Here is a 13,570-nt window from a genome sequence, read left to right as displayed (position 1 = left end):
AATTATCATCATTTCCTTATTATGGAAAATTGGAGGCATCTTAGATGGTTGAGCTTACAACACTACATCTTATTTTTTCATTATTCCTTGGTTTTATCATTCTGTTTTTAATTACGCGACAAGACACTTCTCTTATTTGTATTGCAGGGGTATTTGCCTTGGCACTTGTTGCGACAGGTACTTTAACAGGTTCTATATCTGGTATATTTAATAGTTTTAGTTATGCCATAAAAGAACTGACACCTACAATCTTAGTCATCTCTGTTATTGTAGCTATGAGCAAGGTGTTAGAACAAACAGGTATTATTGACGTTATGGTTAAACCTTTTGAAAAACTTATGAAAAATGCGAACGTGACCTTTTGGGTTGTTGGTATTCTAATGATGATTGTCTCTTTCTTCTTTTGGCCCTCTCCAGCTGTTGCTTTATTAGGTGCTGTACTTTTGCCACTTGCTATAAGGTCTGGCCTTCCTCCTATTGGTGTTGCTATTGCAATGAACCTATTTGGTCATGGTATTGCCCTTTCTGGAGATTTTGTTATTCAAGGTGCACCTAAAATTACAGCTGATGCAGCAGGGCTTCCTGTTAGTGAAGTTGTATCAGCTTCTGTTCCTCTTGTTATTGTTATGGGAGCTGTCACAACCATTACAGCCTTTATTATGCTTAAAAGAGATATGAAAAGAGGTAAAATCGATACAACGCCTACTGTTAATGCTGAAGTCAAAAAGGAAGCCGGGCTTCTTAAATCATGGCAAAGACGCCTATTTGCCATTTTAATTCCTATCATTTTCGGATTAGATATTGTAGCCATGTTCTACTTTAAGCTTCAAGGTGGTGATGCAACTGCTCTTATTGGTGGTACAGCTGTTATCATTCTCCTCTTTTTATCTATGCTCACTTATAAGAAAAAAGGGCTAGAAAAGGTTACAGAATCCTTTATTGATGGTTTTCAATTTGGCTTTAAGGTTTTTGGTCCCGTTATTCCTATTGCAGCCTTTTTTTATTTAGGCGATTCAGGTTTCTTCCAAATTCTTGGTAATGCCTTACCTGCAAACTCAACAGGTATAGTCAATGACTTAGGTTTAGCGCTTGCACATAGCATGCCTATGAACTCTGGCGTTGCTGCTGGTACTCTAACATTAGTAGGTGCCATAACCGGACTTGATGGCTCTGGATTTTCTGGTATATCTCTTGCCGGTTCTGTTGCAGCTCTTTTCTCCCACGCTATTGGTGGAGGTGCAGCTGTCCTTACTGCCTTAGGTCAAGTTTCAGCTATTTGGGTAGGTGGTGGTACACTTATCCCATGGGCACTTATTCCTGTAGCTGCTATTTGTAATGTAAGCCCATTTGAACTAGCACGTCGTAACCTTATTCCTGTTGTTGTCGGCCTAGTTGTTACTACAATTGTTGCTATGTTTTTAATTTGATATAAAATGTAAAAAGGTAGATTAACTTTCCATACTAGAAAGTTAATCTGCCTTTTTTGTAAAGCCTATTGGCAAAAAGTTATGCGCTTTCCTCTACATCGTATAACCTTATACCTTACTACATAAGTGGTGCAAAAATACGAAGTACAGCACGTCCCAATTTTCTATACCATTTCACATAGTGAGATTCTGCTAAGGTTACTTCTTTACATACTTTTAGTGTTTCTAAATAGTCTGCTTTCACATCCATTACAGTATCTGTCTTATAGAGCCATACGCCACATTCAAAATGTAAATAGAGGCTTCTATAGTCTAAGTTAATTGTACCTACTACACTATAAAGATCATCTACAACAAATGTTTTTGCATGAATAAAGCCTGGTGTATATTCATAGATTTTAACACCACTTTCAAGCAATACATCATAATAGGCTCTTGTTACGGCATGTACATACCATTTATCTGGGATGTGTGGTGTGACAATCCTTACATCTACGCCTGATTTTGCTGCTACACAAAGTGCTGTAATCATTTCATTATCAATAATCAGGTAAGGGGTATTGATATAAACATATTTTTTAGCTCTATTGATAAGATTTAAATAGACTGTTTCACCTACTGGCTCATGATCATGTGGACTATCTGTAAAAGGTTGAACATATCCATTTGCCTGAACCACTTCTTTCATATGCACATGGGGACGATATATCTCGTAATCCTCATCTGTATTTGCAATATAGTCCCATAATGTAAGGAACATGTTGGTCATACTCCATACGCCTTCACCTTTTAACATAATCGCAGTATCTTTCCAATGCCCATGTTTTTCATAAGCATTAATGTATTCATCTGCTAAGTTGATCCCACCTGTAAAACCTGTATGGCCATCTATAACCAGAATTTTACGATGGTCACGATTATTAAATCTAGCAGATAGAATAGGAACAAAAGGATTGAATACTTGACATTTAATACCCATTTTTTCTAACTTTTTGTTATATCCATAAGGTAGGGTTAAAATACACCCCATATCATCATAAATGACACGTACATCCACGCCTTGCTTTACTTTTCTTTCTAATATTTCAAGAATACCATCCCACATTACACCTTCTTGAATAATAAAATATTCCATAAAGATATAATGCTCTGCTTTTTCCAATTCTTCTTTCATACGCTCAAATGCTATTTCACCCAATGGCAAATACTCTGTATATGTATTTTTATAAGGTGGACATAGCGCATAATCACAAATATAACGTGATTGTGTTGAAGCTGTTTCACTTACACTCTTAATCTCATTCCATACAGGGTCTTCTTGTTTCAGTAATTTAGTCATTTTATTTCCAATACTACTCATCTTTTCTCGCTGCTTTTTACTTAGTTTGTTTTCTCCAAACATAACGTAGAAAAGCCCACCAAAGATAGGAAATAAAAGAATCAATATAATCCATGCAATCTTATAACCTGGGTTGCTTTTATTACTAATAATATATAAAACAACACCTGCACTTAACAAGAGACAAAAAGCATAGAAATAAACAAAATAACTATTGAATTTCCAAATCATTCCAATCAATATAGCGGCTTGAATTGCTATAAACGTTCCAACGATAACTACACGATGTAATAGAAATTTAAGTAATTTTCTTAACATATTTCCTCCTATTGTTCTAATAACTCATATCAAACTTAGAACTTATTTTAACTATTATAACTTCTCTATATGAAGTTTGTTATAATCCAAAATAACCTTTTAATCGCTATTTTTAGACTATACCTATCATATTATATTTTTACTCTATCGTCTATAAAATTAATTTTGATAATTATCACAGACTAATCAGTCTTTGTTCAAAAATCTATCACTTTCTATTTCTATACTCAGTATTATCAATCTATCGTAAAAATAATCCATATTTATTTAGGAGGTTTATTATGCATTATACTAATGAGATTTAACTATATGTGAGATTGCTACATATGCTACTGATTCTGTAGCTAAAATCACTACTGAAACCTTTACTTTTATTTTATTCATTAAAGGCAGACTAGAATATATTAAATATAAATAAAAAGGCTATTGCATCATTGCAATAGCCTTTACTTTTTAACCTTGGTTTGCCCAGTCAGCAGGATACGTTACATAGATAAAACGTGCATAATCTGGAACAGAGAATTTAATGGTTGAGCCTTTTGGAATAAGGATAAGTTCTCCCGGACCTGCTGTTACTGTTTTACCATTTATAATAATGCTTAAGCTTCCTTCAATTACATAATCAATCTCATCATAGTTAAGTGTCCAGTCAAATGTAGTATGTTTCATTTCCATAATACCACATCCAAGTCTTGGGCTTTCCTCAAGAGTAAATAAATCCTTTGTATAAACGATATCAGAAGGAACACCAGTATCCATACGATCATTTTCGCTTACCTTAATTTGTGGTACTTTTACAGCCATAACACCTGATGCTACTTGACGTTCATTACAGCATCCTGTACCAGATAATTTTTCTATTAAAACTTCTTTGATAAGCGCTTCAAGTCTACTTTTATCTAAATCCATTGAATTTATTCCTTTCCAAGTGTTTTATTTGCAATAAACATAGCTACAAATATAGCTGTAATACCGCCTACTAATTTACCAACAATCATAGGAAAAATCATAGCTGGATTAAATCCTGCTGTAAATCCTAAATGGTCACCAAAGACGAAAGCTGCAGAAACTGCAAAGGCAACGTTTAGGATTTTACCACGATTATCCATATCTTTCATCATCCCAAACATAGGAATACTATTGGCTAAGCTGGCTACAAGACCTGCTGCAGCTACATCATTCATTCCCATTACTTTACCTAATTTCATAAGTGGTGTCTTGAATACCTTTGTAATTACATAAACAAGTGGGAATGCACCTGATAATACAATAGCAATATCTGCTACAATCTCAAATCCTTCACGAATTGGATTCATACCTGGTATAAGTACGATACCTGTAAGTTGTTCCACAATACCAGCTGCAAGACCAATTGTAATAACAGCTACAACAAATTTTCCAAAATAGGTAAAACCTTTAATCATGGCATCTTCAAATTTCCAAAGTCCGAGTGCAATTAAAATTGCAAAGATAATGATTGGAACAAGGTTACGAATAACCATCATGAATGGGAATCCTGCCACAAGTCCACCTACAAATGAGCCAATAGGAATAGTAATTACACCAGCAAGTACACCTGTTGCTAAATATTTACGATCTTGTTCTTCAATAATTCCTAAAGCTACAGGAATAGTAAATACAATAGTTGGACCAAGCATTGCCCCTACAATTAAGCCACCAAAAAGTCCTGCATTTGGGTCAATTGCAAGTGCTTGTGCAAGAGGTGCACCACCCATATCATTAGCGATAAGTGAACCTGCAAACATGGCAGGGTCAGCTCCTAAAAATCCAAAAATAGGTACGACAATAGGTTTTAAAAGTGTTGCAATTACTGGCGCTAAGGCAATAATCCCAACCATTGAGATAGCAAGAGCACCTATTGCCATAATACCTTCTTCAAATTTTTCTCCTAAACCAAATTTGTTGCCAATAATTTTATCTAATGCTCCTAATACTGCAAAAAATACCATGATGTAAATGATAATTTCATTAATACTCATAGGGTCTTCACTCCATTTAAATTGTTTTTGTAAGATTTTTGCTTAAACTAAGAATTTGGTCATTTCTTCACTAGGTGAAGGAATAATTGAGATATTGGTACGTTCTGTTTGATTAAGTGCAAGTTTAGCCTCTTCAAAACCATATTCTATACTACTCAAAGTGCCTGTTATCATGTAGACGAGCTTTCCTCCTATGCCAAAAGCGAGTTGTAGTTTTATTAATTTCACATCACCTGCTTTTAATGCGCGGTCTAATGCGCGGATTCCAGCACATACCTTACTTGTCTCCATAATACCTATAGCATCATGTATCGTCTTTGATTCATATTTATTTTTAAAAGCTTGAATAATGGGCGTACTTACAGCATGTACCTTAAAACTATCTACTAAAGTACCATCTGCTATATCTTCACCATAATCAATCGCTACATTCACTTCACCTTCATCACCAGTAACAACCACTAAAAACTTTCCAGGACAAATGGTTTTAAAATAAATAATTTCTACACTTGCTTTTTTTACTACCTCATTGGAGACTTCAATGCCTTTACTTATGCTTCGAAATTCTAAAGCACCTATACTTTTATTCATAATCTAACACCTCAATAGAATCTACAATGCCTACGACTGCACTATCTATAGGTGCCTTTGAATTTCCAACTGCATGTCTAGCCCCTCCACCATGTGAAATAAGAACTAGATCTCCAACACCTGCTCCAACAATGTCTGATGCAACAACAAATCCATCACGCTCATGTTCTTTATCTAAAAGAATCTTTATGGCAAGAAGTTTTTGTCCATTTAAGTTTTCATCTTTTTTAGTGGCCCATACGTTGCCAATAACTCTTCCAACGTCCAATTTAAGTCCTCCCCTATATCTTTTGTACACTCAAGTGATGTGTGCGTATAAATTCCTCTGCTAAAGGTGTAATCTTACAATGAGATGTTAATTCTAATGTATCATAAAATCCTACTCTCGCTGCAATCAGATCCTTTTCTAGTAAGAATTTTTTTTGAAATACATGAGTCTTTTGTTTTGTTTCTTCTAAAGGTTGTATCTCTTCTTTTCGCCAAGTTACACATTCACTTGTGTTTTTGATTATACGAACCCCATATTGACGTAATGTACTTTCATATTCATGATAAAGTGCATATAACTTGAGAGGGGCTGTATCTTTAAACTTTCTATATTCAAGACCTCTTTCTAATAAAAAGACTTCCTTACCTTGTAAAAGCATCTCTAATATAGTTTGTTCCAAAGGTGTATCATAATATCCTAAAGCAATATGAGTCATTTGAGGGATAGTAAGTTCACAAAGTAGCAATTTATTGCCATTCATTTCTTTTGAAAAAGGCAAAAGCGTATAGTGCTCCAGCATCTTTTCCTCTTCATTTGTTAATACTCCCATGACCATAAGAGGATTACTTATATTTGTTTTGCAAAGCTCCTTTGAAAAACGTTTACATATTTCATTCACAATGTCTTCAATAAGTGCTTCTCGTTCCATAAGTCACCTACTTTCTGATCATTTTAGAATAATTCCAAAGCTATCCTTATTATAGCCACAGCAATTTGCTTCATCATAATCAATATGCATATAGGTTCTAAAATTTTTATTAACACGTATAACCGTATCTTCAAAAATGACAGGACGTTCACCCGTTACTTTAACTTTAACAATTTCTCCATCTGCTACATTAAATTTCTTTGCATCTTCAGGTGTCATATGCACATGACGTTTTGCTACAATCAATCCACGATTTGCACTGACTGTCTTATCTCCATTACAAATTGTAATACCTGGGGTATCTATAATTTCTCCACTTTGTCGTATAGGCACCTTAATTCCAAGTGATAATGCATCAGTAGAAGAAACTTCAATTTGTGTATCCCCTCTGAGTGGCCCTAATACAATAACATTATTAATAGTCCCTTTAGGTCCTACAATCGATACACGTTCTTTACAAGCATATTGTCCTGGTTGAGATAAATCTTTTATTTTTGTAAATTCATAGCCTTCTCCAAATAGGGTTGCAGCATCTTTTGCGCTTAAATGAACATGCCTACCTGATGCTTCTACAGGTATAAATACTTCTTTTTTTAGGGCTTCAATCACTGCATCTGCAATGGCATTTGAAAGTTGTGTCATAATATCTCCTTTCTAACTAAGATTCCTTATAGCGGTCAGTTAAATATTTAAACATCATTATCCAAAATAGTGAAGATAAACGGTTAAAAGCTTTTATAATATCTTCTCGTTCAACTTGTCCATATTCATTACTAAAAGCTTTATAGGCTACAAGCTCTGCCTCTCTTGTAAGCGTACGTAATTTATTCAGATAAACAACGATTTCACCTTGTTTATAATTGGGCAAGAAATGACGCATGCCATAATATTGACTTGGATGATGTGAATGTTGACGTAATTCCTCTGCACTTAATCCTTGCAAATTAAATTCTCCAACGGGTTCACCACTTACTTCACAACGTAATAAGTTTCTGATGAATCGTATAATTTCTTCTAAGTCTTTAATCATTTGCTTCAAGCCTTGTTTTTCAGCTATAATTTGTACAACTAAGATTTCTGCTTCTAGTGAATCAATAGCACCTCTTAAAGCAATACGCGGATGATCTTTAAAAACTAATACATTTCCTCTTAAATGAGTCATATGTTCCGGTTTAGTCGTTAAAGTTGCTCCAAAAAGCGTCTCATACGTTTCTTCTTGTGATGCCATCTCTTTCACTTCCTTTTTATTTCCTCCATCTTTAGATTCATGATGATTTTTCTGTTCTATTAACGTGTCTTTTGTATCATCATCTTGACCTTTTATCTTAAGCTTAATACCCTTTTCCATTAAATAGGCACGTGCCGCAGGGGTAACAATTTGTTTCGGTTCTAGATAGAGGGCATCTTTTTCTTTTAGCTCGTGGTGAGCGAGCATCATTCTAATGGCTTCTTCAGTTAAAACAGACATACTAGACCTCCACCCTATTTATTATCCCTATAAAGGAGAAGCTTGCTTTGTACAAACTTCTCCTTTATAGAGTTTTCCCTTACTTAGGCTTGTGGTCCTTTTGGAAGGATAACATCCACTTCTTGATGTGGTCTAGGAATAACGTGTACAGAAATAAGTTCACCAACACGTTCTGCTGCTGCTGCACCTGCATCTGTTGCTGCTTTAACAGCACCTACATCTCCTCTTACCATTACAGTTACAAGACCACCGCCTACTTGTTCTTTGCCAACAAGTGTTACATTGGCTGCTTTAACCATTGCATCTGCTGCTTCGATTGCACCTACTAAACCTTTTGTTTCAATCATTCCAAGTGCATTTGTATTTGCCATTTTGTTTTCCTCCTAATTCTGCATGAGTGATAAAAATAGTAATACGCTGTTAGTATTCTACCTTTTCACCTTTTATATTAATTCTTGCATAATTTTTTTAACGATTGCATCTACCATAGCTTCTGAGTAATCACCTTTGTTACAGCAACCACTTCCACTTGGTGCTTCTTGTCTAATTTCTTCTAATTCTTTTGTACCATAAGCAACACGTTTAATATTGATGACATCAAGTGGTCCAATATTATTAGAAGATGAACTTCCACCTACAGCTCCACATCCAAGTGTAAGTGCAGGGAAAAGGTTCGTTGTTGCTCCAATACCACCAAGCGCACCTGGTGTATTAATTAAAATACGAGAAGCTGGTACACGAATTGAGAAACGTTTTACAAGTTCTTCATCATTTGCATGCATACAGAATGTATGACCACTACCTTCAAAATGAAGAATTTCTATACATTTTTCAAGAACTGCTTCTACAGAGTCTTCTACATAAAATGCTAGGATTGGTGCAAGCTTTTCTCTTGAGTATGGTGCTGCGTGTCCTACTTTACATTCACGTGCAACAAGTACACGACTAGAAGCTGGTACATTTGTGAGCCCTGCAAGTTTAGCAATATGTTCAACACTTTTTCCTACAATTGCTGGATTCATGGAACCATTTGGTCGTAAGATAAAGTGAGCAAGTTTATCACTTTCTTCTGCATTAAGCATATAAGCACCTTGTGCTTTAAGTTCAGCTGTTACTTTTTCTTCCATGCATTTTTCTACAATAATAGATTGTTCTGATGCACAAATTGTACCATTATCAAATGTCTTAGAATCTAAAATACGTTTGACAGCTAAATGTATATCTGCACTTTTATCGATATAAGCTGGACCATTTCCTGCGCCTACTCCAATAGCAGGTGTACCTGAAGAATAAGCTGATTTAACCATTGCTGGTCCACCAGTAGCTAATATAAGACGTGTATAATGGCTCTTCATAAGCTCTTCAGTTGCTTGCATTGTCGGAACTGTAATAATACCTATCGCACCTTTTGGCATACCAGCTTTTTCTGCTGCTTCACTAATCACTTTAACGGCTTCTAATGTTGCATTTTTTGCACCTGGATGAGGTGAGAATACAATGGCATTACCACCTTTTAGAGCAATTTGTGCTTTATACATAACAGTTGAAGTTGGATTAGTAGAAGGAACAATACCTGCAATAACCCCAACAGGAACACCAATATCAATGGTTTTGTTTGCTTTGTCTTCTGCTAAAATACCAATTGTTTTTTCATCTTTAATTGCTTCATAGATTACTTTTGAACCAAAAATATTTTTAATGACTTTATCTTGCCATAAACCAAACCCTGTTTCTTCGTTGGCCATTTTTGCAAGGCGTTCTGCGTGTGCATATCCTGCATCTGCAATCGCTTTAACAATACGATCTATTTGTGTTTGGTTTAATGTAGATAGTTGTTGTTGTGCTTGGTACGCTGTTTTCAAAAGATTACGTACCTCTTGAATGGATACTAAGTCTTTATCTAATAACTCCATTAAACTTCTCCTTCTTCACGTTGATAATAATCACTTAAAATACTTATAAGATCTTGTTTTTTGGTAGCATTGAGTTTTTTAGCAGGTATATCAATACCCTTTTCTACAACAAGCGCTCGTAATTCAGAATTACTCTTTGCCTCAAGACCTATAATACGTTCTTCTACTACCTTAGGCGTTTTCTTTTCTATCTCATCTTCAGCAAGGTCATCTATTTCCACTTCTTTACTTGTTGGCATCTTTGGAGGAAGTATAATTTTTACTTCTTCATCAGATAACGTCTGAGTTTTAGTAATCGTTGTGTTATCTTTTTGCATGCCTTTTTCGCTAAGAGATATTTGACCTTCGGGTACCTGCGGTATTGTCTTAAATTTGAGAACAGTGTCAAACAAAGACGCTTCTACTCTTGGAATAACATGCGTCGCACGAACCATTCCAACTCTAGCTGCTGCCATTCCACCTGCTTGCACAGCGGCTTGTACAGCACCTACATCACCCAAGATTTGTACCGTCATAATTCCACCATCAACTTTAGTAATGCTTGCTAACTTTACATTGGCTGCTTTAAGAGCAGAATCAGCTGCTTCAATAGCTGTTGGATAGCCAATGACTTCAATAAGACCTAATGCCTCTGTGCGCATGAATTAATATTCCTGTGGATTGTCTGCAACGGATCTTACTGCTTCTGCAAAAGCACTGCATGCAGCATTGCAAGCGGATTGAGAACCTGTTAAAAGTCCACCACCAAAGTTAGTTTCAGATGGAGGTCCAAAGAATTCTACTAAACGTACATCTGCTGCTTTCATAGCTGCATCAAGAGCATAAATTGATTCAAGTGGTGGTGCGATAAGATAAGCTAAAGGTTCACCTTCACTAATACCTGCAACTTTTGAAAGATAAGTGCCTGTACGAGATACAGTATGTGCATAATAAACGATAGAATCATCTTCATTTGCACTTGTAAAATGTGCACCATCTTGCATAAATGTAAGCGCAGCTTTAAGCCCACTTCTTACTTCTGCTGGACTTGGTCCACCTATAATACCAATTACTTCTCCAGCAAGTTTTGTAGAAGCATTACCTGCGCCTGCATACATAGAACGTGCATATACTACATCTACGTCTGCATCTTTTGTTGCTTCATCAAGTGCAGTATAAGTGACATCGTCCATATCAGCTGTAATGATACCTAAACTTTTATGTCGAGGTCCAAGATCTAATTTTTTCGCAAGTTCTGGACTTACGTTTGAAATCATGCGTACCCCTAAAATGTTAGGGCGTATTTTATCGTTCTTCACGTTATAAACCTCCTCTATTTAAGGTTGATACCTGATGCTTTCTTATCTAGCATCTTCTTAATAAGTTCTGCAGTATATGCACCTGCTTCAACTGGTGTTGTACCACCTTTATGAATGTTAGAAATAACTGTACGATTTGCTTCTGGTAACCCATGGCGTGGTTCATAAGCAATATAAGCTGACATAGATTCAGCTGTTACAAGACCTGGTCTTTCACCAACAAGCATACAAATAACTTCTGCACCTGTAATTTGTCCTATATCATCCATAGCACCTACACGGGCATACTTGATGAAAAGAATAGGTCCCACTGTAATACCATACATTTGTAACCCTTGTTTAATAGATGGAATCATATCTTCTACGTTTGCTTCAATAGCTGAAGAAGAAAGGCCATCACCTACAATAATGAGTACTTTTGGATTTTGCCCACAAGTTTTCTTAATGATTTCTTTTTCTTTTTCATCAAAACGACGACCAAGGTCAGGTCTTGTTAAATATTCATCTTTGTCTTTACAAAGTGTTTGGACAAAAACAAAGTCATTTTTCTTGATAAATTCTTCTGATACATCTGAGAATACTGCATCTTGTGCTGCAGCATGATCAGCACGTACACGAAGCATAGTCGCTGTACGATATCTTGCTCCTGCTTTACCAATACCCAATCTAGCTGGTGTTTTACTTTTCATTTCAAGATAAGCATCTTTATTTTTTGCATTTTTGATTAGAAATTGTTTTTTAAGGTCAATTGCAGTAATGTCTTCAAGGCATCCGCTACGGTCTATATGACTTTCATTATAGCTAGATTCATTTGTTTTTGTTGGAGCAGATACTGCTGTAGGGGTTGCTGTTTCTTTACCAATCATTTGATCTACAAGTTGTTCTACCATTTTTCTTAAATCTTGTTCATTCACGTTTTATGCCTCCTTTACCTAGAACAATATTGATGCGTCGCCAGCTCTTTCTGTTAAATGGCCACGTTCGTCTACGAAGCCCATTTTAAGAAGCCATTCATGGAATGGTTTAATGGCTGTTAAACCAAAAATTTCACGAAGTGCTGCTGTTTCATGGAATCCTGTTGTTTGATAGTTAAGCATAACGTCATCACCATGAGGAATTCCCATAAAATAATTACATCCTGCTGTTGTTAAAAGAACAGATAAGTCTTCAATACTGTTTTGATCTGCTTTCATATGGTTGGTATAACATGCATCGCATCCCATTGAGATCCCTGTTAATTTACCCATAAAATGATCTTCAAGACCTGCACGGCTTACTTGGCGCCCGTCATATAAATACTCTGGTCCAATAAACCCAACTACAGTGTTTACAAGGAATGGGTCAAAACGTTTAGCAAAACCATAACATCTTGCTTCCATTGTTACTTGGTCAGTATCAAAGTGCGCTTCTGATGAAAGTTCAGATCCTTGACCTGTTTCAAAATACATAACGTTTGGTCCTTCAGCTGTACCTTCTTTAAGTGCAAGTTGTCTTGCTTCTTCAATTGTTGCAGCATTAAAACCAAATGCAGTATTACCTTTTTCAGAACCTGCTATAGATTGGAAAATAAGATCTGCTGGTGCACCTTTACGGATAGCATCCATTTGTGTTGTAACATGAGCAAGTACACAAGTTTGAGTAGGAATTTGGAATTTTTGTTTAATCTCTTCAAAGCGTTTAAGCACACGTACAACGCTTTCTGTAGAGTCATCTACAGGATTTAAACCAAGAAGTGCATCCCCTGCACCATAGGTAAGTCCCTCAAGAAGTGACGCCATAATACCATCTGGATCATCTGTAGGATGATTTGGTTGGAGACGGTTAGATAGAGTACCTGGCATACCAATAGTCGTATTACAATGTTTTGTAATGCGAATCTTTTGTGCACCATAAATTAAATCCATATTAGACATTAATTTTGCAACAGCAGCAACAATTTCAGAAGTTATTCCTCTTGATGCTCTTGTAATATCTGCACCTGTTGTTTTTTCATCCAGTATCCATTCTCTAAATTCAGATACTGTCATATGCTTGAATTCATTATAAATCTTTTCATTAACGTCATCTTGAATAATACGTGTTACTTCATCTATTTCATAAGGTACTGCAGGATTATTACGTAAATCCTCTAATGTAACATTGGCAAGAACAACTTTTGCTGCCACACGTTCTTCAGCAGATTCTGCTGCAAGTCCAGCAAGTTTATCTCCTGATTTTTCTTCATTTGCTTTTGCCATGACTTCCTTGAGTGATTTGAACTCATAAGTGTGTCCAAATAGTTTTGTTTTTAAGATCATTG

Annotated in this window: 15 protein-coding genes; 1 reads left to right on the top strand and 14 read right to left on the bottom strand. The window is 35.8% G+C overall.

The annotated features are described in order from the left end of the window. Nucleotides 1-44: 44 nt before the first annotated feature. Nucleotides 45-1,427, top strand: coding sequence for a hypothetical protein (locus PBV87_RS16440; protein WP_271012986.1), 1,383 nt, complete (start codon nt 45-47; stop codon nt 1,425-1,427). A 118-nt stretch (nt 1,428-1,545) separates the two neighbouring features. Here PBV87_RS16440 and cls read toward each other — a convergent pair whose 3' ends face one another. The 14 genes from cls to PBV87_RS16370 form a co-directional block, all read right to left on the bottom strand. Further along, on the bottom strand, nt 1,546-3,084 hold the full coding sequence (cls, locus tag PBV87_RS16435) for a cardiolipin synthase (protein ID WP_271012985.1): 1,539 nt from the start codon (nt 3,082-3,084) through the stop codon (nt 1,546-1,548). Between the two features lie 453 nt (nt 3,085-3,537). After that, complete coding sequence (locus PBV87_RS16430) at nt 3,538-3,993, bottom strand: cupin domain-containing protein (RefSeq protein ID WP_053984044.1); 456 nt, start codon at nt 3,991-3,993, stop codon at nt 3,538-3,540. 5 nt (nt 3,994-3,998) lie between these two features. Then, entirely contained in the window at nt 3,999-5,084 is a 1,086-nt protein-coding gene (eutH, locus tag PBV87_RS16425; protein ID WP_053984045.1) for an ethanolamine utilization protein EutH, read from the bottom strand. A gap of 42 nt (nt 5,085-5,126) precedes the next feature. Continuing rightward, nucleotides 5,127-5,675: a BMC domain-containing protein gene (locus tag PBV87_RS16420; protein WP_053984046.1), complete on the bottom strand. Its 549-nt coding sequence runs from the start codon at nt 5,673-5,675 to the stop codon at nt 5,127-5,129. Beyond that, the gene (locus tag PBV87_RS16415; RefSeq protein ID WP_053984047.1) at nt 5,668-5,943 is read right to left on the bottom strand and encodes a EutN/CcmL family microcompartment protein; all 276 of its coding nucleotides are present in this window, start codon (nt 5,941-5,943) and stop codon (nt 5,668-5,670) included. The genes PBV87_RS16420 and PBV87_RS16415 overlap by 8 nt, the downstream gene beginning before the upstream one ends. 13 nt (nt 5,944-5,956) lie before the next feature. Beyond that, complete coding sequence (locus PBV87_RS16410; protein WP_053984048.1) at nt 5,957-6,592, bottom strand: hypothetical protein; 636 nt, start codon at nt 6,590-6,592, stop codon at nt 5,957-5,959. Nucleotides 6,593-6,610: 18 nt separating this feature from the next. After that, complete coding sequence (gene eutD / locus PBV87_RS16405; RefSeq protein ID WP_271012984.1) at nt 6,611-7,234, bottom strand: ethanolamine utilization phosphate acetyltransferase EutD; 624 nt, start codon at nt 7,232-7,234, stop codon at nt 6,611-6,613. 16 nt (nt 7,235-7,250) lie between these two features. After that, complete coding sequence (locus PBV87_RS16400) at nt 7,251-8,060, bottom strand: cobalamin adenosyltransferase (RefSeq protein ID WP_053984050.1); 810 nt, start codon at nt 8,058-8,060, stop codon at nt 7,251-7,253. A gap of 83 nt (nt 8,061-8,143) precedes the next feature. After that, nucleotides 8,144-8,431, bottom strand: a complete 288-nt coding sequence (gene eutM, locus PBV87_RS16395; protein ID WP_053984051.1) for an ethanolamine utilization microcompartment protein EutM — start codon at nt 8,429-8,431, stop codon at nt 8,144-8,146. Between the two features lie 72 nt (nt 8,432-8,503). Continuing rightward, nucleotides 8,504-9,973, bottom strand: a complete 1,470-nt coding sequence (locus PBV87_RS16390; protein WP_271012983.1) for an acetaldehyde dehydrogenase (acetylating) — start codon at nt 9,971-9,973, stop codon at nt 8,504-8,506. After that, on the bottom strand, nt 9,973-10,614 hold the full coding sequence (locus tag PBV87_RS16385; RefSeq protein ID WP_082238707.1) for a BMC domain-containing protein: 642 nt from the start codon (nt 10,612-10,614) through the stop codon (nt 9,973-9,975). Before PBV87_RS16385 ends, PBV87_RS16390 begins: the two co-directional genes overlap by 1 nt. A 3-nt stretch (nt 10,615-10,617) precedes the next feature. After that, nucleotides 10,618-11,271 carry an ethanolamine utilization microcompartment protein EutL gene (gene eutL, locus PBV87_RS16380; protein WP_053984054.1) on the bottom strand — a complete coding sequence of 218 codons (654 nt, stop codon included), beginning with the start codon at nt 11,269-11,271 and terminating at the stop codon, nt 10,618-10,620. A 14-nt stretch (nt 11,272-11,285) separates the two neighbouring features. Beyond that, nucleotides 11,286-12,185, bottom strand: a complete 900-nt coding sequence (eutC, locus tag PBV87_RS16375; RefSeq protein WP_271012982.1) for an ethanolamine ammonia-lyase subunit EutC — start codon at nt 12,183-12,185, stop codon at nt 11,286-11,288. Nucleotides 12,186-12,203: 18 nt separating this feature from the next. Further along, nucleotides 12,204-13,568, bottom strand: a complete 1,365-nt coding sequence (locus PBV87_RS16370) for an ethanolamine ammonia-lyase subunit EutB (RefSeq protein WP_271012981.1) — start codon at nt 13,566-13,568, stop codon at nt 12,204-12,206. Nucleotides 13,569-13,570 lie beyond the last annotated feature (2 nt).

The sequence above is a fragment of the Holtiella tumoricola genome (assembly GCF_027857615.1).
Taxonomy (GTDB): Bacteria; Bacillota; Clostridia; order Lachnospirales; family Cellulosilyticaceae; genus Holtiella; species Holtiella tumoricola.
Note: the sequence above shows the minus strand (reverse complement) of the source record. Positions and strands in the feature narration are given on the sequence as shown.